Below are 19,243 nucleotides of genomic sequence, written 5' to 3'. Positions count from 1 at the left end.
TCAATTGAATGGCTAAAACAAACAAGAAGGAAACGAACATGCGCACGCAGCACATCTTTGCTCTACTACTTTTATTTTCTAATTACTTTTCTGGTCAGGCATCATTAACGAATGTCATGGTTTTAGTAGCCGGCAAACCAGCTTTGGTCCCAGGATTAAACGCTCAACCACCACATGCGCGGGTGACTAAACTCCATGACTGGCTCAGGGCGCCTGTCAAGATGAGCAACTATCCTTTTGCAGGTGCGTCGTACAACCCGTCTTGTATAGAAAGCCTTCAATTCCCTCTAAATCCTCTCGATGTTTTCGTTTCTCATTTATTTCCAGATCGCCAAAATGCTGTTCCAAATCAGCGAGGCGTTGAGCCTTTAAACAATATTACACCAAATCATCTAAAAAACGTTATGCAAGCACTTGCACAAACGAGCCAAGGAGATACAGTTGATCGCGCCAATTTATTTAACCAACTTGCACAGAGGTGGAAGGTGAAACTTTCAAGCGTTCAAAATTTTGCCAAATTTTATTCAGAAAACAGGGAGTTTTGGCAATATTTACAACAAAAAGTTATTATTGAACGCCACGTTGATAGTATCAGATTTTGGAATCTACATAAGCAGACTGCAAAAGCAATTATGCTGTGGGCGATGCGTTGGGTGCATGGCAGAGAAAATGACGCCTTGAGTTATGAACGGGCTGTGCGATTTTTTACACCGCTGAAGGGTCAGCCAGATGGGATGCATTACGTACACAACACTTCTGAAGACATTACGGCATTCAACCAAAAGCGCATGAACTTTCTTGAAAAAAGTAAATCCGACCAAGAAAAATTCGCTAAAGCTATGCTTAAGCTCAGTTGTATTGACAGTATGGTAGAGGCTTTTGTAGATGCTGAAAACCGACAGAAAGTACTTGAGCTATGGGATCTTTTTGCCTGGAGCAAGCTCAAAAATGAAAAAGATGTGGCCGAGTATCTTGGTGCGGGCAATAAGGGTTCAATTCAAATTTTAGGCTTAGAGGAATTCAAGAGACTTCAAAAAGAATTTTCAGATGATGAAGAAGCTTTCTGGCAGTGGTCTGCATTATATAAACAGTTCTACATTTTTTTGCCTCTCAAAATGCGGCATTCAAACCACCTAAATACAGTCAAGCCCGAGTGGATGATACAACTTTTTCAGACTGCGTTGAAACTGCTTTATTTAATGTAATTACGCACGCAATCGCTGAGAAAAGAGAAGGAATAATCTATCTTAATCGTGACAGGTTGAACCAGGGAACTCCGGTATACAGGTATCTTGAAGAGTTTAGTGATATGGCGGCAAATCAAACTGGAAGGGCACGCGATCACCGGGCAAATATGATTGCAAATCTTCCAGCTAACCTAGGTGTCAGTTATAGCAAAGATGACTGTGAGCTCTATTCATCAGCCTCAACATTTGCTAACGCTATGATATACCTTTTGGGACTTGCTGATCAACATCGCTTATCTGAGCGCGCTAGCCAAGCTCAAATCAGAGAAACGTATGATGCTATTGGAGGTCACCTAGGGGTTACTTTTAGGTTTGAAGGCGAAATAGTAACTTTACTGCGTGATGATAGTGCACTTGGAAATTTACAAATCATCCACGGAAATCATATTGAGTACACGGTTTGGGATACTCTGGAGGATGAATCATCTTTTTCCGATCTCTTTGGTAAAGTGAAAAAATACGAAGATGCACTTGCCTTGGCAGGCGTTGCAGACGCTGATTCATACTTGAAATTGCAGAAAGCCGTTCGAGATTTTGATCAAGCCTTAACACCTTCTCAGAATGTTCAGATATATCAAGCATTCGCGCAGCAGGCTCTTTCAAATGATGCCCGTATCCTCGCGGCCTATGAGGGGTTCAGAATTCTGCCTAAAAGGCCAGAAATCTTTCCTGATAGGAGTAACGAAGCTAAAAAGGAAAGAGAAGTTGTACTGCGTGTAGTTCAAAGTGTTATGAAAGAGTTAAGCGATGCCAATGATCCGGCGACAATTAAAAAACTTCATGAACATATAAACCTAAATTACATGCAAGGGCATATGAAATTCATTTCGTCAGCTGAATTCGCACAAATTATTTCAGCGGCGCCTAATCTGTTTCGGTTAATTGATCGCAGAGAACCAAAAGCTCCGAAAGAGGAGCTATTGACTAAGTTAAATATTCTAGGCACTGCAGATGCAGACGCTACTAGTTGGAACGTTCTTCCAGATGGAAAGTTCGGAGACCTTAGGGCCAGTATGGCAGATAACATATTTAGTACTCGGGATATTTTTGATGGCCATAGCTCTTATGCATATGATGCTCTTGTTTGTAATTGCCATACCTTATATGTAAATCCTGAGGACTATGGCTTGAGTTATACACAGTTTAAAAATTCAAAAACAATTGGATTCGATCCACGCCTAGCAAGTGATAGCTACATGTTTTCTAAAAGTAATAGATTTATAGAGGCAAACCCCATCGAGGTTAGATTGCTAGGGCTCGCACATGTTGACACCCTTGTTCAAGAGTTTCTACCCTCTCTGGTGCAAAATGAGTCACACCGTTTTAAAATGCTCAGCCTGGGTGATAACACGTTGTCTTACAATCCTTTTGAAGTTGAAAAAGGCAATACTACATTTTCGAGCGTGGTAGAGTGGCTTGTTCCAAATAATCATAAACCCAGAACCACATATGGAGGGCTTGTCCATTCATTTATAACGGAGGCTTTTCGCGTGATGCCAGACGATAAAGTCATTAATATTGGATTCACACAAACCTCAGAAAAGTTGGATTAGGTGATGAAATATGCAACTACGCACCATTGGCCTCTTGAGCGTTTGAGGGTTGAAGTATGGCACAGTGAAGAAGACAAGGTAAGTGGCGCGCTCGAAGACGCATATTACAAACATGGTGTAAAGGATCGCGATGCTCCTGTCTTTAAAACCTTTTCAGGTGGATTTGCTGAAGAAGAAAGACATTTCATAGAACGTTGGCTTAGTTTTTAGAGTATCCCGCTTACTAAGTCCTGATAGATAATAGCGGAACTTGCATATAAGAAGCTGAATGGAATTGTGGCTCAAAAGTGAAAAGAGCGTATCAACCAAGTAATTTGGTTAGCAAACGTCGCCATGGCTCTTGTAATTATATGACAGCAGAATTATTTAATTATTCCTGCAAAGGGCTAAAAGTCTCTAGAAACATCTATCATTATCTCCAACAATAACCTTGACCCGTTGATTGATAACAAGGTAAGTTTCAGAGTATAAATGATGCTCCGATGACACAAACCACACCAGCAAATCTTCCCCAAGACATCACCCAAAGTTTGGTTAATGATCAAGCAGAGCAGGCTTTATTGGCCAATTTACTTCGCAATAATCTCTCTTCTGAAAAAATTGATCACTTATTAAAACCAGAGCATTTTGCCGATGCACTTCATGGGCGTTTATTTAAAGTGATCATGCAATTGATCGATCAAGGCAAATCTGCAAACCCTGTCACCATCCGTGAATATTTCAAAGATGATGAGGATTTTAAAGCGGTTGGTGGCATCAAATATCTTTCAGATATTGCGCAAAATTATAGCGCTGTTGTCAGCATTAAAGACTATGCTCAACTAATCTATGATCTTTTCATCCGCCGTAATCTTGTCAACATTGGTGAGGATCTGGCAACAACGGCCCAAAAGTTTTCTTTTGAAGAAAGCGCTAGTGATAAAATTGAAAACACCGAAAAGAAATTATTTGATCTGGCCACCCAAGGCAGTAATTCCCGGCAGTTTAAATCATTTAGCACCGCCTTAGGCGAGGCGATTAGCTTAGCAGAAATTGCCTACAAACGTGACAGCCAAGTTGTCGGCTGCACCACTGGACTCCGCGACTTTGATAAATGGCTCGGGGGCCTTCACCCCTCAGATCTGGTCATTGTGGCAGGGCGACCCTCCATGGGGAAAACGGGGCTGGCCACCAACATTGGCTTTAATGCTGCTCTTGCCCACCATCTACGCGGTGAAGGCGGTAAAGTGGCCTTCTTTTCCCTTGAGATGTCGGCAGAACAACTGGCCATGCGGTTGTTATCCCAAGAATCTCAAATCCCTTCAGATCGAATTCGCCGGGGTGAAATCAACAAAACAGATTTTCCAAAATTTGTTGAGGTCAGCCAGCGCGTCAGTGAAATCCCACTTTTCATTGATGATACTCCCGCCCTCACTGTTGCAGCTGTCCGGGCTCGGGCCCGCCGACTACACCGCACCGAAGGCCTGGGCCTCATCATTATAGACTACCTTCAGCTGCTACAAGGAAACACCCGGACCGATAACCGTGTTCAGGAAATTTCAGAAATCTCTCGGGGACTGAAGGCACTTGCTAAAGAACTTCATATTCCTGTTATCGCTCTGTCACAATTGTCTCGTGCTGTTGAAACCCGTGATGACAAGCGTCCCCAACTTTCAGACTTGCGTGAATCTGGATCCATTGAGCAAGATGCCGATGTCGTGGTTTTTGTCTATCGGGAAGAATATTACGAAGCGCGGAAAGAACCCGCAGAAGACAGTGAAGATCACAGCCGCTGGCAGGAGCGCATGTCGAAAGTTTACAATCAGGCTGATCTGATTATCGCCAAGCAAAGACATGGACCCATCGGCACCGTCAGAGTGTTTTATGATGGTAAATTCACCAAGTTTGGAAACCTCAGCCATGACTAGCACAACAGAGGCAGGGGTTCGTCTTTTCGTCAATCAAGCGGCGGTGCAGCACAACTATCAAATGCTGTGCCAACTCCATCCACAAACCGATCACGGCGCCGTCATCAAGGCCAATGGATATGGTATTGGCGCTGCCGAATTAGCTCCCATCCTTGAAGGCGCAGGGTGCAAAAGTTTTTATGTCGCCCGCCCCAGTGAAGCCAGAGGCATCGCTCAAAAGCTCTCACCAACCTCAAAGATTTATGTCTTTCATGGCCATAACGAAACCGGCTTTGATTTTTATTTCAACAATGGGTTTATTCCCATTTTATACAGCCGCCCGTGTATTGAAAACGCCCTCACCTATTGTAAAAAAAACACGCTTTCTCTAAACGCAGCTCTTCTGCTGAACACCGGCATGAATCGTCTGGGTTTGGATTCAAAAGATTTAGAAGCACTCGATATTGATGTCCTCAAAGAAACGTTGAATATTGATTCCATTCACAGCCATCTCGCCTGTGGGCGAACAAAGGATCACCCGCTTAACAACAAACAAATGGCCTTGTTCACTCAGCTCTGCGACCAACATTTTCCAGAATATCCGCGGGGTCTCTCAGCATCCTGTCAACTTGTCTTGCCTGATTATTTTGCCAGCCATCTCACCCGTCAGGGTCTCAATATTTTTGGCGCTTTTTCACCGGATGACCTCGGAGAAAGTCACTCGTTTTTCCCGCTGCAATTTGCCCTCAAGGTCCAAGCAAAGATCCTTCAAGTTCACACCGTTCAGCCCGGTGAAACCATTGGCTATGATGCCAGTTACACGGCGCCATCTCCCCTACGTATCGCCACCATCAGCATGGGATACGCCGATGGATTGCCCCTTTCGGCATCGAACAGCACCGTCTACACTCCCATGCTGGGGGGCATTAAAACCCCGATTGTGGGTAAGGTTTCCATGGATTTAACCACCCTTGATGTCACCCAAGTTCCTGAAGAGCATCTCGATCAAAGCTCTTGGGTTGACGTTTTTTACGATAACATGTCATTGTATAATCTGGCCACGGCAGCAAAGAGTTCGCTTCATGAAATTATTCTGCGCCTGGGCCCTCGTTGTGAAAGGATCTTTGAATAAATGATTGTTCAATCTTTATCTGCCATTGGCAGTCATACCATTGGCTTTCTCAGCACCTTTGGACGGGCGTTCATCTTTTGCTTTCATGCCACAGTGTCCTGTTTTTATTGGCCGCTAAAGCTGAAAGAATTTTTCAGACAGCTCTATCAAATTGGCTATCTCTCGCTTCCCGTTATCGGCTTAACTGCCATCTTTTCAGGAATGGTGTTAGCGCTGCAAAGTTACACCGGCTTTTCCCGTTTTTCAGCTGAAAGCGCCATTTCTTCAGTGGTGGCTTTATCGATTACCCGGGAGCTGGGTCCTGTTTTAGGGGGGCTCATGGTGGCAGGTCGTGTTGGCGCTGCCATGGCGGCTGAAATTGGCACCATGCGTGTTTCCGAGCAGATTGATGCCTTGGTCACTCTTTCAACCAATCCCATGCGTTATTTGGTTGCCCCGCGCGTTCTCGCTTGTACGATTGCGCTCCCCCTTTTGGTTTTGTGCGCAGATGCCATTGGTATTTTTGGTGGCTATGCCGTGGCTGTTTACAAGCTTGATTTCAATGCAGCGACTTACATTGACCAAACCTTTAAATTTTTAAAGCAAGAAGATGTGGTTTCAGGTATGATCAAATCTTCTGTGTTTGGCTATTTGATTGCATTGATGGGATGTTATCAAGGCTATACCTCTCGTGGGGGGGCCCAAGGGGTTGGCCAGGCGACCACGCGGGCGGTGGTTCTCTCATCTGTTTTGATTTTAATTTTCAACTACATTCTAACAGCTATACTATTTTCTGATTGAGGAGCTTTGTAAAGTGTCGATAAAAATAAACGTCAAAAACTTAAAAAAAAGTTTTGGAAAACATCAGGTTTTAACAGACTTCAGCCTAAGCGTTAAAAAAGGCGAATCCCATGTCATCCTGGGGGGATCTGGATCCGGGAAATCGGTTTCCCTGAAATGCATCATAGGCCTCATCAAGCCCGATTCGGGGAGGATCGAAATTGATGGCCATGACACCCAAAAAATGAGATCAAAAGACTTTGAGGCCATCCTCAGAAAGTTTGGCATGTTGTTTCAAGGCGGCGCGCTGTTTGATAGTTTGCCTGTCTGGGAAAACATCTCTTTTTCGCTGATCAACAACCAAGGTATGAGCAAAGTTAAAGCCATTGATCTGGCCGTTGAAAAACTGGCATCCGTAGGGCTCACAGAGGATGTTGCCTATAAATACCCCGCCGAACTCTCAGGGGGGATGAAAAAACGGGTTTCTCTCGCCCGGGCCATCGCTCCCAATCCAGAAATTTTGTTTTTTGATGAACCCACCGCAGGGCTGGATCCTATCATGTGTACCACCATTGATTCTCTGATCACCAAGTGCTCTAAAGAACTCGGTGCCACAACGGTAACCATCACCCATGATATTGCCAGCCTTCGGCGTATTGCTGACACCGTATCCATGCTCTACAAAGGAGAAGTCATCTGGACGGGATCTTTGAAAGAAATGGATAAATCAAAAAATCCCTACCTTAAACAATTCATCCATGGCTCAACGGAAGGGCCGATTAAGGCTTCTTAAGTGGCGAAAAGCAAAACCCTTTTCAGCTGCCGTGCCTGTGGTGCCCTTGCTTCTAAATGGAACGGTCAATGTGACGCGTGCCATGAATGGAACACCCTCGAAGAAGAAACGGCTGAGGGCTCTTCTCAGGCGGTTAAAGTCCAACAATCGGGTAAAATCCTTGATCTAACTGATTTATCGCACCCCACCCCGCCTAAAGCTCGTTTTCATACCACTTTCCAAGAAGTTGATCGGACGCTGGGCGGGGGTCTGGTACCTGGCTCTGTTATCTTAATCGGTGGTGATCCCGGTATTGGTAAATCAACGTTGGTGCTGCAGATTTCAGCGCACCTCTCGAAAGCGCATCAAGCTATTTATATTTCTGGAGAAGAAGGCGCCGATCAGATTCGTCTGCGCGCAAAGCGCTTGGGGGTTGCGGACCAGCCCCTTAAATTTGCTGCCAGCACAAATCTCAGTCGCATTCTTGCAACCATTAAAAAGCATCCTGAGTGTCAAATTGTCATCATTGATTCCATTCAAACCATGTATGCCGATGTTCTTGAATCTGCGCCTGGAACGGTTTCACAGGTTCGTTTTTGCACTCATGAACTAGTCACTTTTGCCAAGAAGCATAATGTTATCATCATCTTGATTGGTCACGTGACCAAGGAAGGAGCCATTGCCGGGCCACGTGTGTTGGAACACATGGTAGATACCGTACTGTATTTTGAAGGCGAGCGTGGCCACCATTTCCGCATCTTGCGCGCGGTTAAAAACCGGTTTGGCCCCACCGATGAAATTGGCGTTTTTGAAATGTCAGAAAGAGGCCTCCAAGAAGTCAAAAATCCATCCACGCTTTTCCTCAATGAAAAAAGCCATCACATGAGTGGATCCGCCATCTTTGCGGGTCTTGAAGGGACACGCCCATTGTTGATGGAGATTCAAAGTTTGGTTGCAGGCACGAACTTTGGCAATCCCCGCCGCACTGTTATTGGCTGGGATAGCGGCCGTTTGGCCATGATCACGGCCGTTCTAGAAGCCAGAGCGGGCATTAATTTTGGCGCTAAAGATATCTATCTCAACATCACGGGCGGTCTCAAAATCCAAGAGCCTGCTGCAGATCTTGCTGTGGCGGCTTCGCTGATCTCCAGCCTCTACAACTCAGCGCTGCCAGAGCACACCATATTTTTTGGTGAAGTTGGGCTTACGGGGGAAGTCCGCCCCGTCAGTCAAACAGAAAAACGCCTCAAAGAAGCAAAAAAACTTGGATTTACTCAAGCTTTCGTGCCAAAATCAAAGCATGTTAAAAAAGAAATTGAGGGCCTAACCGTGATCGCTCTCGGCCATATCAAGGATTTGGTAGACCACTTAAACATGTCATCGTAGGAGATTAAAATGACTGATTACCTCGTCGATATCACCATTGTTTCTATCGTTGTTTTTTTTGCTCTGACTGGCTATCTATCGGGCCTGAGCAGCAAAATTTTATCCATTCTCACCTGGGGAGGAAGCGCCGCCATTGGTTATTTTTTATACCCCTACTTTGATCCATGGATTGCTCAATATGTTAAAAGCCAACTGCTCAGCTGCGCGCTCAGTTTTGTTGCCATTTTCCTGATTTGTCTCATTGTCTTTAGCCTGCTTTCAAGTCAGCTCACAGCTGGCATTAAAAACAGTAAAGCTGGCCGGGCGGACCGCAATCTGGGTCTGGTTTTTGGCTTGATTATTGGAACCATCTTCCTGCTTCTTGCCGCCTCAAGCCTGCATTTCTTTATAGATGTCAACCATAACTCGCCGCGCGATCTTCAAAAATCACGCCTCTACCCTTATGTTCAACTTTGCCTGGATAAAGTCTGCAGCCTCATTCCAAGCCTATCGCAGATGCCACATCAAACAAAGTTCACAGATCGCGCAGCCCAGCAAAGCCAAACCCTCTCTACTTTTAAAACCAAACCGAAAGCCCAGAGTGTCCCAAGCGCTGAACATGGCTACCAAAAGCCTGAGCGGCAAAAGCTTGATCAATTAATTGATCAAGTCAATTGATGCCTGCTCAAAAAGTCATCCTTATCACAGGTGCCACGGGGGCGTTGGGATCATGGATCTCTTACGGGCAGGCCCACGAAAACACTCATCTAATTTTGGTGGATCAAAGCAGCCGAAAGCTTGAAAAGCTTGAAGATCAATTGAGGTCAACCAATACCCAAACCACCCTCATCCCTTTGGATTTTAAAAACCTTGATCTCATTGAACAGCTCGCCAAACCTCTAGCTGACAGAGTCATGAAAATAGATCACGTCCATGCCTGCCATGGCACCCTTCATGACCTCACGCCAACAGATCAGCTATCGCCAACGGCTTGGCATCAAACCTATGCTGTTAATCTCCATAGCCTTTTTCACTTGATTCGCCTCACATTCCCCTTTTTGCGGCAGTCCAAAAATCCAACTTTCACAGCCTACAGCTGTCCCATTCTGGGCGCTTATGACGCGGCGTATACCAGCTCAAAAGCCGCGGCCAAGTCCCTGATCGCGTGCGTTCAGGCAGAACAAGAAAATCAAAAAATAAAAATCAAATTGGCAGAACTGGATCCCTTTGACTCGCCCCTGCGTCGCAAAGCATTTCCCAATGGCGATCCGCGCGCCAAAGCCCTTACGATCGACGGCGCAGCATCAAAACATTGCCCACCATCACAAACACCAATCCAATAATCAGTGTCTCAGACCAAACATACCCCTCCATCACAGAAGAAACCACAAGGGCCACAACAGGAGAAATAATAAAAACGTAAGAGGCGCGCCCCGGCCCAATGTTGCGTAATAAGCTCAAAAAGAAAATAAACGCCAATGTTGATCCCACCACAGCCAAGTATAGCAGCGCAGAGATATAAGAGGTCGTCATTTCAAACGTTAAACTTTCACCACTCAACAAAATAAAAAGGCCCCACCAACCAACACCATACGTCATGGAATACAAGCAATTTTGAATCACATCAGCCCCACGCATTTGGGCATACTTCGCAATAATATGGCCAAATGAAGAGGCAATGGCGCCGCCAACGGCAAACAACAGCCCATATATTTCAAGGCCGCCCGATTGAAAATGGGCCAGGTGTCCAGAGAAAATCACACACAATCCAGCAATCCCAAAAAAACCACCGATCATCATCTGACGCGTCACGGGCAGTTTTAAAAACAGGGCTGAAAAAGCACAGTTAAAAACAATAATGCTTGAGAAGGCAACCGAGGTTAAACCGCTGGGCACATAGGACACACTGCGCATGTAGCAATAATAATTAAGACAAAAGAGAAAAAAGCCCTGCAAAGCCATCAAGCCATGATCCCGCCAAAAAAGCTTCGGCCAAATCTTTTTGCGCATTTGGGTGTAAAGATAAAGCACAACTACAGCGATCAAAAACCGATAAAAGTTTGAAAGCGCCAAAGGAACCGTGCTCATTTGATGCACTTTGACACCATACCAGGTGGATCCCCATATAAACGCCGTCAAAAGATAAAAAACCGCTGTCATGTCTTGCAAATCATATGTTCATTTCTCTTAAGACATAGGGGCTCTAGAGGTTAATTTCAACATAATTAGACCTTAACTTAAAATTTCTTTTGTGATTTATCCAAAAATCTTGTTATGATTGGTTTTAACAGTGGAGATACTTTATTATGAAAACAAAAATTTTCGCCCTCAGTCTTTCGTGTTTAGCATTCACAGCTTTTGCTAATGAAGACGCACCCCAAAAAGTTGAAGAGATTAAAATCAAGAACTCAGATAAGTTCAACTCGAGTCTTAAAAAATACAAAGGATGTAATTTAAAAGAGCTTTCTTCTCACTTAGTCTCTGGCAATAACGTTCACAAACAATCCTTTGCTGTAAAGCATGTGTCTGATGATGTGGCTGAGTATGATTTTTACGCCGTCACAGAAGATAAAAGTATGAACGCCGATCGCATTCGCGGCGCCACCTGTGAATTTGTCATGCAGAACAACTGCCGTGTTTTCTGGGGCAATATTTTCAACATGGCCTTTATTGCTGATAAGCCAACGGCAGCATTTCCTTTGGATTCAACACCTCATTACATGATTTCACCTGAAATCACCTGTGACAAATTTGATTTCAAAAAAATGCAATCTAAAGGTCCTAAAGAGATGAAAATGCCTAAGAAAGAAATGAAGCTCAATCTCAACATGTAAATCATCGTTAACAATCGAACACTGAAGGGATGAAGTTTCATCCTTTTTTTTGCTGCGTTTTATTTTTGTGCGGGCATTAAAAAATGCTGCCTGCAGGTTGAAATGTACAGATCATTACCGCCAATGGCAATCTGGCTTCCCTCTGTCACCTTTTGTCCATCCGCCGCAATTCGCATGTTCATGGTTGCTTTCTTGCCGCAGTGGCACACCGTTTTCAGCTCTACCAATTTATCCGCCCACACCAATAAGTATTGACTGCCCTCGAACGGCTCGCCCAAAAAGTCAGAGCGCAAACCATAGCAAAGCACTGGAATACCCAAGTGATCCGCCACCAAACACAATTGTTCCACCTGACATTTTTTTAAAAAATGGGCTTCATCCACCAACACGCACATCTTCATCCCGGCACGGCTTTCAGATTTTGCCATTACATCCTGGTAAAAATCAAAGCCTGCATCAAACGCCTGGGCCTCGGCCTTCAACCCAATCCGCGAGGTCACTTGATTGGGGGCATACCGGTCATCAATGCTCGGCGTGTAAATCAGCGATGCCATCCCGCGCTCCCGATAGTTGTAGTCTGTTTGTAACAGAACCGTGCTTTTCCCGGCATTCATCGCCGAATAATAAAAATAAACTTTTGCCACTGTTGCCCCCTTTAAAAAGCTAATTGTTTTATATTGATTAAGAGAATCGACGTTTATTATGCGCACCCCTCCAGAAAAATCAACACCCAACAAAAAGTATCTTTTTTGCAACACTAAAAAGAAAACTGCACCACCAAGTGAATCAGACGCTTGCATTAAACGGTTGAACACCCTATTTGTAAATCAATTGTTAACCAAAGATAATTAAAAGGATTTAAAATGAACAAACTACTTACAGCATTCGCTGTTTCTGCAGTTGCTCTTGCTGGTTCAGCAAACGCTGCACACGTTAAACAAGGTTGGAACACAACCGTTACTGCCGGTGTCGCTCAAAACAAAATGAAATCAAAAGCTCCTGCTCCAGTACGCAACACATCTAAAAAATCAGATGCTGCTAACCTCGGTCTACGCTTTGGTCACACATGGGCGATCAAAGAAAAATACTTCGCGGGTGTAAACCTGTTGGCTGGTTACAACTTCGCAGACACAAAAGTTTCTGAAACTCCTGGTCGAGCAGTTCTTAACTACAAACCACGTTTCAATTATGGTCTAGGCCTTGTTGGTGGAACTTGTATCACTGAAACAATGAATGTACACCTTGCGCTTAACTTCTTGCGCGAGCAAAGCCAAGCTATTGGTAAAGACCTTGTTACTGGCGAAAAAATCACAACTAAATTCCACGCGTACACCCTTACACCCCTTCTTGGTGTGTCTGGTCGTTTGGCTGATAAAATGTCTTGGTTGGCTGAAGCCGGTTACAAATTCAACCTTAAAAAATCAAAGTCTGTTAAAACTTTTAAAGGTCCAAAAGGATTTGTTGCCAACGTTGGTGTTACCTACCACTTCTAGTTTCTTGGTCCCAGACCTTCAAACAAAAAGAACCCAGTCTTTCGGCTGGGTTTTTTTTATTCTCCTCTCAATCTCACACACTCCAGACCCGGGTTTGATACCAGGGACTGATCACCAAATCTGTCAACGCCCAGACCAAGGCATCCAGTCGATCCGGTGACTTAGCCGTTTCCCCCGGCACATACCCACAGAGTTGATCTTCCAACTGCTCAAACACTTTTTGATGATAGACACGGCCCTGTTCATAGAGCGCCACCACAGGTTCAGCTCGGGCTTTTTTACCCCGCCTGGCGCACACCCCCCGAAAGCTGACGGTTGCATCATGACTGCGCAAAATTTGTTCAATCATCGCCCCGCCCTGGTTGGTTTCGGCCACCACGCGATCCGCTTGATAGGTCTCATAGGCTTGGATGATTTTTTCCGCCCATTCATTGGGGCTGTATCGGCCACTCAAATCCGCCATCACATAGGCTTTTTTCTCATCGGTAACCCCAGCAACAATAATCCCCGTTTCATCACTATCGGGTCCAAACGTTGTCGCCGGGTCAATCGCAATCACCACCCGGACAAACGGATTGACACCAGGTGGCAACCCATATTGAATCAAATCCCGTCGCCACAAGGCCCCCGGGCGATCATCCAATAAGTGTCCGTAAATCTCTTGAGCGCCAATCCGGGTCTCGCCGTAACACTTTTTGATCTGAGTGATAAAAGCACGTGATAGATTTGATTTGTTTTCAAAGGTGCTCCCACGTGTAACTTTAGCCAAAGGATCTTCCATAAGGGTTCGAATCAATGGAATCGGCCGCGGCGTCGTTGTCACAATCACCCGCGGTTGTTGTCCTAACCGCAGCGCCATCCTCAATTGAGCCCAAGTTTCTTGTGCAAAACGAAACTTCGCCAGCTCATCTACCCAAGCGCCATCAAATTGGGGGCCGCGGAGTTTTTCATACGCTTCAGCGGTATAGACACTGGCCACAGCCCCATTGGGCCAAATCACCACCCCCAATGAAGCATAATATCGGGGCCTCATCCCATATTGGGCGGGTGACAGGAAAGCAAGCCGCTGGGCCCTTCAATCATCACCTGACGCACATCTTTTTCGGTGTTGCCAATCAAAGCAATCCGGCGATACTGCCCAGACATCACCCATTGACGCACAGTTTCCGCACCGGTCCGTGTTTTACCAAAGCCACGTCCTGCCATAATCAGCCAGATTTTCCAACGCAGCCCTTTGGGCAGCTTTTGATTCTTTCGAGCTAATTTATCCCAATTGTACTGCTCTGGATCATGAGACATATGATTTAACACCTGCTGCAAGGCAGATTGGGCCCCGCCCTTTTTCAAGATGGCAGCAATTTTGGGATCAATACCCTTGATGGGTTCTTTGGGGCTACCTTTCTTGGAAGAAGTTTTGGTTTTTTTAGCAAGTTTTTTGGGAATTGTTTTTCTTTTTTCAGTCGGCATACATCCATCCTTTTGTTTATTTTTTGGTTGGGAAAAGAATTAAGGTCTAAACGTTATTTCATAGCGGCGTTCCAGAGGTTCAACACGGACCAAATCCGCCAAGTCAACCTCAACTTCAGTGTGAACTTTTTTCAAAATCCGACGCCACTTTTTGCGGGGGGCGGCAGCCAATTCGCCGCCCACCTCCCGGAGCTGTTCAGCGGCAGCATGTTTTACGCGCACCCCTTGCACCAATTGATCGGGTCCAATGGTAAAATCTCTCTCTTTTTCATCGCCCTCTTGAAACTGGGCTTTATCAGCCAAATCATACGGCCAGAGCGTGAAGTGATTTTCCTTTGTCGGCACCGGATGAACTCTGCAAGGTCCCATCGGACAGAAGACCGTTACCAAAACGTGATAGGTTTTTTGCTCTCCATCAAGAACCCAGCGCACCTCTTGAATAACGCCTGTCAAAGTTCCATCCGGCAATCGGCGATCTTTAACGGTCACAATATTTGGGGGCGCCAGCGTTTTGAACACATCAAGAGCCACCCGGAATTGCAAACGCTGGCAAAGCCAAAACTTTTTCAACCGTGCTTCCGCCAATCGCACAGCATAGGCAAGGCTTTTTTGTCCCCGCTCTGTTGTGAAATATTGTCCCCAAGAGGTCTGGCCCAAAGGCGCAGCGGTGGTTGAACATGACTGCCAACTGTCTTTGTCACGCCAGAAAAAAGGGCGTGCCACATGATCGGCTGTGCAGTGATATCGCGTTGATTGATACACCACATAATCCCCTTTTTGGTAGCGCTGATGGGGCGTCCAAATGGGTGTTTCCCGATCCAGCGTGATATCTTGCAGTTCAATATTAAGATGATAGGGTGTCTGAAACTCTGTTGCCTCACCTGGCGCTTTCATCTCAAAGTGACACACCTCTTTGCGGGGAAACTGACAGGTCCAATCCACAACAACGTGGGGTTTGAAGGCTTGTTGCAGAATGCGCTTTTCAGCATTGAGCAGGATCATCTGATTCAGTTCCCCCACTGGTTCCAATCGACTTTCCAAAATATCATAACTTGAGTGCCGCACTTTTTTTGCCTGAATCCATCGGTGAATCAAGTCTGGAGCAGCCAAGGTTTTAATCACCCCCTCTGGCCAAAGCCGGGCGATTTTTTCCCCAATGTTGGCGTGGCCCCAGCCTTCTTGAATCCAATTGGCTTCAATACAAGCTTGGACAGCGGATACCGGCTCATGCATTTTTTCCAGCTTAAATCCTTCAGCTGCTATCTCGCTTGAAAGCGTCACATGACCCACACCGGTCAAGGCATCCATCCAGTCAATCTCTTGGTCCGTCGACTGCCACCAGGTCATGCCGATATCTCTCAGAATGAAATCCAGATTTTCAAGCTGGGTCGGTGTATAAAACAAGGGGTCAATCTTCTCTGCTTTTTCAATTCGCTCTGTCTGCGCCAAAATATTTGGGCCTTCACCTTGAAAAACCGCTTCCAAACAATATCCATCAATGGCAACCAGATCACTCTCAAGTTTGCCGGTAAAAAGGCAATGATCCATCACCTGAAAAACAAGAATCTGATCGCGCAAGCCAGCCAGAAGCGGCGATCATTCCAACGAATCATAAGCCTCAAAACAGGCTTTGCCCCCCGTGCTTGCGTCAGGGTCATTCTCAAGATGGGCAAATTGAGATCCAAAAACGTCAAAGCGCCTGTTTCATCTTTGGTAAATAGTTTTAGTGTTTGCATTTCACGCTCCTTTATATTAGTAATTTGTAATAATTTTAGGTAGATCCATTTCCATGACCCCTTCTCCAAATCTCTCTCGATTTTGGCTCTTTCGTAAGGGCTTTCCCCAAGGGGCTGTATGGGCCTGTTTAACTGCATTGGTCAGCATCACCAATGACGTCGTTGCCCGTCAGGCCAGTGGTAACCTTGACGGCTTGCAGATCAGTTTCTTTCGCTTTCTGTTCAGTATGCTCACGGTTTTGCCGTTCATGATTCCAAAAGGCTTAAGTGCTTTTAAAACCAGCAATCCCAAGCTTCATGTCTATCGGGCGGTCATTGGTGTTGCGGCCATTGCGCTTTATACCTATTCTGTGTTGCTTGTTCCCCTCAATGAAGTCACCACGTTTTCCTTTACCCAGCAGTTTTTTGTGTTAATTTTGGCTGCGCTTTTCCTCAAAGAAAAAATTTCTAACAACCGTTGGATTGCCACTTTCTTTGGTTTTATCGGTATCATGATTGTCATTGACCCCACCAACAGCAAGGTCAATTTACTGGCATTCATCCCAATGGGGGCGGCGTTTCTTTTTGCTGGTTTAGATGTGCTTGCCAAACGTATGGTCGGCACGGAAACCACCATGACCTTATTGTTTTATTTCGCCCTTGGTACCACCATCGCCGCGCTTGGCCCCGCCTTGATGGTCTGGAAAACACCAACTTACACCGAACTCCTTTGGCTGTTCCTTTTGGGATCCGGGGCAAATCTGATTCAGGTTTTCTTGTTCAGGGCGTTTTACGCCGCTGATGCCTCTTCGCTCGCGCCCTTCCGCTATGTTGAATTGGTGTTTGCCAGCATTTTTGGTTACTTCTTGTTTGGAGAAGTGGTGAAATTCAACACCATTTTGGGTGCTTTTGTCATTATCATGACCACCCTTTACCTCACCTATTCTGAAACCTTTCACAAAAGACGAGCCAAGAAAAAAGCGTAACCCCTTCTCCCCCGTCATTCTAAGCGACAACATGGCGCGTGAGACTCTCCTTCCTAGACAATCGCTCTTTCAGGCGGGAGCGTAGTCCCAACATTCGGTCATTGCGAGGCGGCATGTAATGCCAACGTGGCAATCTCCTTCGCAACCAATCATCCTGCCGGACTCTCGGGGCTTGATTTGATTTGCCTCCAAAAATTTTTATGCTAGGCTTATGATCATAAAAAACAGGGAAAACCATGGAGAAATTATCGCCTGCTAACGCGCGTCAGCTTGCCATCAAGGGTTACAAACAGGCCTTTCAACATCTGAGAACGGGATTATACCTTTCGATAACGCCAGTAGCTTTAGCTGTTTTAACGGTTGTATTGGCTTTTCATACCCAAGCTCTCACACCCATTCCGATGTACATCGCGCTTTTTTCTTTTCTGTTCAGTTTTTATGTCACCCTACCGTTTACATCCATTCAATTTGTCCGATCTGGTGAAATCGGCCACAACATCACGGGTCACACTACAAAAGGCATGAGCTCCTATTCCCAAGCGCTTTTCAAACAGGTCATCCTATTTTTGTGCCCTCTCATTTTGATCATCCCGATCTCTTTTTTGATTTTTTCTGAAACAATACCTAGAATCAACATGTTTGCGATCATCTTTTTAATCATTTTACTCACCATAAGTTTAGTATTGTTTAAGGCTTTTGCCGTTGTCTTTCAAACCAGCTCGCTCAAAAACTACCGCAAAGCCATGCGTTCTCATAAAAAAATTTTAGTGAGAAAAGGCATCCTATTTATGCTGCCGTTTATTATGTTTAAGGCCTTCTTCCTGGGTATATTAATGTCTCCATTCGGCACCAAGGCCCTTGCAAACGCCTTCAATAAAAATCCTGGGATGAAAGGTATCTCTAAATTTTTTCACAAATTTACCATTTTGGCCCACAAGATCGTCGCGCCCCTTTCAGAGGTCAGTATGCTCTGGTGGATCGTTGGTGTTTCTATGGGTGTACTTCTCATCTGTTTAGGAACATTTGTTGCATCAAGTGTATCAACCCGTCTTGTTTTGGCCCTCAAAAAGAATCCAGAAATCAGTAGAGGAGTTATTTAGGGTACCATCCTCTTTCATCACTACCACTACCACTGCCGCCCCGTGGTGATCGAGCTGGGCTGGCAGGAGCAGAAGCTGTTCTAGCAAGCGTAGCTATCTCGTATTCTTCTTGTGATAACAAGGTTTTAAGGTTTTCAGAATCAATACAGGACACTAATTTTTTCAATATTGTGTCAATCTTTGTTTGATCAAGCCCTGCGCGGCGGCTGAGAATTCCACCAGCCAAGCCAGTAGTCTCCTGTCCTGCCAGTCTTTGGTGAACCGCTGCTAGCTCAGGAGCCAATTCATCTTGATGAGCATTTTCTGCCTCTTCTTTGGCAGCTGCAAGATTTACTTTAAATGCTTCTAGCTCTGCACGTGCTTCGTCCCGTTCCGCTTCTGCTTCAACTTTGGATTTTGCAACGCTCGCAACCATTTCACGAACCCAATCATGTAGTTGAGAACGGTCATTAGCTACACCTGTTTCAGGACGAAGATTACCTTGAGCCAAAACCTCAACAACTTGATGAATAAAACCCCATCTCCTTGGTAAACTCTTCAACTCTGGCTTCCGCACGGGCTTTTGCTGATCGACCAGCTTCTGCGTCGTCAGCTGGGGCTTGTTGCCCTTGAGGTGGGTTTTGTAAAGCAGCTAACTGTGCTTGAAGGGCTTGTTCTCTCGCCGCTGCTTGCTGCACAGCTAAGGTCGCCGCTGCTACATTATTTGCATGCACAAGCTTTCCTCAGCATATCTAGCTGCTACTCTTGCCTCTGCTTCACGCTGAGCTGCGGTTTGTGCCGCCGCTACATTTGCATGCAATTGTTTAACTTGAGCTCTGGCTGCTTGAATCTGGTAGTGGTCTAAGGCCCGCCCAAGACGAGCTGGCCTTCTAAATACCGCTTGATCTAATTGCAACAAGTTTTCCTCAGCATATCTAGCTGCTACTCTTGCCGC

General features: G+C 45.5%; 23 protein-coding genes. 14 read left to right on the top strand and 9 right to left on the bottom strand.

Annotated features, from left to right (window positions below; translation table 11 throughout):
* The first annotated feature begins 38 nt into the window (after positions 1-38).
* The 10 genes from C0582_00115 to C0582_00070 all read left to right on the top strand — a co-directional run bounded on the left by C0582_00115 (position 39) and on the right by C0582_00070 (position 10,057).
* Positions 39-1,205, top strand: coding sequence for a hypothetical protein (locus C0582_00115; protein ID PLX30490.1), 1,167 nt, complete (start codon positions 39-41; stop codon positions 1,203-1,205).
* Complete coding sequence (locus C0582_00110) at positions 1,154-2,800, top strand: hypothetical protein (protein ID PLX30489.1); 1,647 nt, start codon at positions 1,154-1,156, stop codon at positions 2,798-2,800. Before C0582_00115 ends, C0582_00110 begins: the two co-directional genes overlap by 52 nt.
* Positions 2,801-3,010 carry a hypothetical protein gene (locus tag C0582_00105; GenBank protein PLX30488.1) on the top strand — a complete coding sequence of 70 codons (210 nt, stop codon included), beginning with the start codon at positions 2,801-2,803 and terminating at the stop codon, positions 3,008-3,010.
* Positions 3,011-3,282: 272 nt separating this feature from the next.
* The gene (locus C0582_00100) at positions 3,283-4,707 is read left to right on the top strand and encodes a replicative DNA helicase (GenBank protein ID PLX30487.1); all 1,425 of its coding nucleotides are present in this window, start codon (positions 3,283-3,285) and stop codon (positions 4,705-4,707) included.
* Entirely contained in the window at positions 4,634-5,818 is a 1,185-nt protein-coding gene (locus C0582_00095; GenBank protein ID PLX30486.1) for a hypothetical protein, read from the top strand. The genes C0582_00100 and C0582_00095 overlap by 74 nt, the downstream gene beginning before the upstream one ends.
* The gene (locus tag C0582_00090) at positions 5,819-6,598 is read left to right on the top strand and encodes an ABC transporter permease (protein PLX30485.1); all 780 of its coding nucleotides are present in this window, start codon (positions 5,819-5,821) and stop codon (positions 6,596-6,598) included.
* Positions 6,599-6,611: 13 nt separating this feature from the next.
* Positions 6,612-7,370 carry an ABC transporter ATP-binding protein gene (locus C0582_00085; GenBank protein PLX30484.1) on the top strand — a complete coding sequence of 253 codons (759 nt, stop codon included), beginning with the start codon at positions 6,612-6,614 and terminating at the stop codon, positions 7,368-7,370.
* The gene (locus tag C0582_00080; GenBank protein ID PLX30483.1) at positions 7,371-8,735 is read left to right on the top strand and encodes a DNA repair protein RadA; all 1,365 of its coding nucleotides are present in this window, start codon (positions 7,371-7,373) and stop codon (positions 8,733-8,735) included.
* A gap of 9 nt (positions 8,736-8,744) precedes the next feature.
* Positions 8,745-9,392 (top strand): hypothetical protein, encoded by a 648-nt coding sequence (locus C0582_00075; GenBank protein ID PLX30482.1) that lies wholly within the window; start codon positions 8,745-8,747, stop codon positions 9,390-9,392.
* Positions 9,392-10,057, top strand: coding sequence for a hypothetical protein (locus C0582_00070; GenBank protein PLX30481.1), 666 nt, complete (start codon positions 9,392-9,394; stop codon positions 10,055-10,057). The genes C0582_00075 and C0582_00070 overlap by 1 nt, the downstream gene beginning before the upstream one ends.
* On the opposite strand, the gene C0582_00065 is transcribed toward C0582_00070, so the two are convergent.
* A complete protein-coding gene (locus C0582_00065; protein PLX30480.1) occupies positions 9,999-10,874 on the bottom strand; it encodes a hypothetical protein in 876 nt (291 codons plus the stop codon). The genes C0582_00070 and C0582_00065 overlap by 59 nt on opposite strands.
* A 146-nt stretch (positions 10,875-11,020) precedes the next feature.
* On the opposite strand from C0582_00065, the gene C0582_00060 reads away from it, so the two are divergent.
* Positions 11,021-11,548, top strand: coding sequence for a hypothetical protein (locus C0582_00060; GenBank protein ID PLX30479.1), 528 nt, complete (start codon positions 11,021-11,023; stop codon positions 11,546-11,548).
* Positions 11,549-11,607: 59 nt separating this feature from the next.
* Here C0582_00060 and C0582_00055 read toward each other — a convergent pair whose 3' ends face one another.
* Positions 11,608-12,192 (bottom strand): thymidine kinase, encoded by a 585-nt coding sequence (locus C0582_00055; protein ID PLX30526.1) that lies wholly within the window; start codon positions 12,190-12,192, stop codon positions 11,608-11,610.
* A 219-nt stretch (positions 12,193-12,411) separates the two neighbouring features.
* Here C0582_00055 and C0582_00050 point away from each other — a divergent pair, with 219 nt between their 5' ends.
* A complete protein-coding gene (locus tag C0582_00050; protein PLX30478.1) occupies positions 12,412-13,041 on the top strand; it encodes a hypothetical protein in 630 nt (209 codons plus the stop codon).
* 73 nt (positions 13,042-13,114) lie between these two features.
* Here the strand turns inward: C0582_00050 and C0582_00045 are convergent, their stop codons facing one another.
* From C0582_00045 to C0582_00030, 4 genes are read right to left on the bottom strand one after another with little or no spacing between them, the layout of a single operon-like run.
* Complete coding sequence (locus C0582_00045; protein PLX30477.1) at positions 13,115-14,074, bottom strand: ATP-binding protein; 960 nt, start codon at positions 14,072-14,074, stop codon at positions 13,115-13,117.
* Positions 14,071-14,508 (bottom strand): hypothetical protein, encoded by a 438-nt coding sequence (locus C0582_00040; GenBank protein PLX30476.1) that lies wholly within the window; start codon positions 14,506-14,508, stop codon positions 14,071-14,073. The genes C0582_00045 and C0582_00040 overlap by 4 nt, the downstream gene beginning before the upstream one ends.
* A gap of 39 nt (positions 14,509-14,547) precedes the next feature.
* Positions 14,548-16,056: a hypothetical protein gene (locus C0582_00035; GenBank protein ID PLX30475.1), complete on the bottom strand. Its 1,509-nt coding sequence runs from the start codon at positions 16,054-16,056 to the stop codon at positions 14,548-14,550.
* Positions 16,056-16,244, bottom strand: coding sequence for a hypothetical protein (locus tag C0582_00030; protein PLX30474.1), 189 nt, complete (start codon positions 16,242-16,244; stop codon positions 16,056-16,058). The genes C0582_00035 and C0582_00030 overlap by 1 nt, the downstream gene beginning before the upstream one ends.
* A gap of 53 nt (positions 16,245-16,297) precedes the next feature.
* On the opposite strand from C0582_00030, the gene C0582_00025 reads away from it, so the two are divergent.
* Together C0582_00025 and C0582_00020 are read left to right on the top strand one after the other, a co-directional pair.
* Positions 16,298-17,209 carry an EamA family transporter gene (locus tag C0582_00025; protein PLX30473.1) on the top strand — a complete coding sequence of 304 codons (912 nt, stop codon included), beginning with the start codon at positions 16,298-16,300 and terminating at the stop codon, positions 17,207-17,209.
* Between the two features lie 236 nt (positions 17,210-17,445).
* Positions 17,446-18,309 (top strand): hypothetical protein, encoded by an 864-nt coding sequence (locus C0582_00020; protein ID PLX30472.1) that lies wholly within the window; start codon positions 17,446-17,448, stop codon positions 18,307-18,309.
* On the opposite strand, the gene C0582_00015 is transcribed toward C0582_00020, so the two are convergent.
* The 3 genes from C0582_00015 to C0582_00005 all read right to left on the bottom strand — a co-directional run.
* On the bottom strand, positions 18,302-18,799 hold the full coding sequence (locus tag C0582_00015) for a hypothetical protein (GenBank protein PLX30471.1): 498 nt from the start codon (positions 18,797-18,799) through the stop codon (positions 18,302-18,304). The two genes, C0582_00020 and C0582_00015, sit on opposite strands and share 8 nt — an antisense overlap.
* A 4-nt stretch (positions 18,800-18,803) precedes the next feature.
* Positions 18,804-19,022, bottom strand: coding sequence for a hypothetical protein (locus C0582_00010; GenBank protein PLX30470.1), 219 nt, complete (start codon positions 19,020-19,022; stop codon positions 18,804-18,806).
* A partial coding sequence (locus C0582_00005; GenBank protein PLX30469.1) for a hypothetical protein occupies positions 19,004-19,243 on the bottom strand: 240 nt, incomplete at its 5' end. The genes C0582_00010 and C0582_00005, both read right to left, overlap by 19 nt.

The sequence above is a fragment of the Alphaproteobacteria bacterium genome (assembly GCA_002869105.1).
Classification (GTDB): Bacteria; Pseudomonadota; Alphaproteobacteria; order UBA7879; family UBA7879; genus UBA7879.
Note: the sequence above shows the minus strand (reverse complement) of the source record. Positions and strands in the feature narration are given on the sequence as shown.

Bases quoted from the DNA above. Each gene is read 5' to 3' on its own strand.
- C0582_00115 (PLX30490.1), top strand. From the start codon at position 39: ATGCGCACGCAGCACATCTTTGCTCTACTACTTTTATTTTCTAATTAC.
- C0582_00100 (PLX30487.1), top strand. From the start codon at position 3,283: ATGACACAAACCACACCAGCAAATCTTCCCCAAGACATCACCCAAAGT.
- C0582_00095 (PLX30486.1), top strand. From the start codon at position 4,634: ATGGACCCATCGGCACCGTCAGAGTGTTTTATGATGGTAAATTCACCA.
- C0582_00090 (PLX30485.1), top strand. From the start codon at position 5,819: ATGATTGTTCAATCTTTATCTGCCATTGGCAGTCATACCATTGGCTTT.
- C0582_00075 (PLX30482.1), top strand. From the start codon at position 8,745: ATGACTGATTACCTCGTCGATATCACCATTGTTTCTATCGTTGTTTTT.
- C0582_00070 (PLX30481.1), top strand. From the start codon at position 9,392: ATGCCTGCTCAAAAAGTCATCCTTATCACAGGTGCCACGGGGGCGTTG.
- C0582_00065 (PLX30480.1), bottom strand. From the start codon at position 10,874: ATGACAGCGGTTTTTTATCTTTTGACGGCGTTTATATGGGGATCCACC.
- C0582_00060 (PLX30479.1), top strand. From the start codon at position 11,021: ATGAAAACAAAAATTTTCGCCCTCAGTCTTTCGTGTTTAGCATTCACA.
- C0582_00050 (PLX30478.1), top strand. From the start codon at position 12,412: ATGAACAAACTACTTACAGCATTCGCTGTTTCTGCAGTTGCTCTTGCT.
- C0582_00045 (PLX30477.1), bottom strand. From the start codon at position 14,074: ATGAGGCCCCGATATTATGCTTCATTGGGGGTGGTGATTTGGCCCAAT.
- C0582_00040 (PLX30476.1), bottom strand. From the start codon at position 14,508: ATGCCGACTGAAAAAAGAAAAACAATTCCCAAAAAACTTGCTAAAAAA.
- C0582_00035 (PLX30475.1), bottom strand. From the start codon at position 16,056: ATGGATCATTGCCTTTTTACCGGCAAACTTGAGAGTGATCTGGTTGCC.
- C0582_00030 (PLX30474.1), bottom strand. From the start codon at position 16,244: ATGCAAACACTAAAACTATTTACCAAAGATGAAACAGGCGCTTTGACG.
- C0582_00025 (PLX30473.1), top strand. From the start codon at position 16,298: ATGACCCCTTCTCCAAATCTCTCTCGATTTTGGCTCTTTCGTAAGGGC.
- C0582_00020 (PLX30472.1), top strand. From the start codon at position 17,446: ATGGAGAAATTATCGCCTGCTAACGCGCGTCAGCTTGCCATCAAGGGT.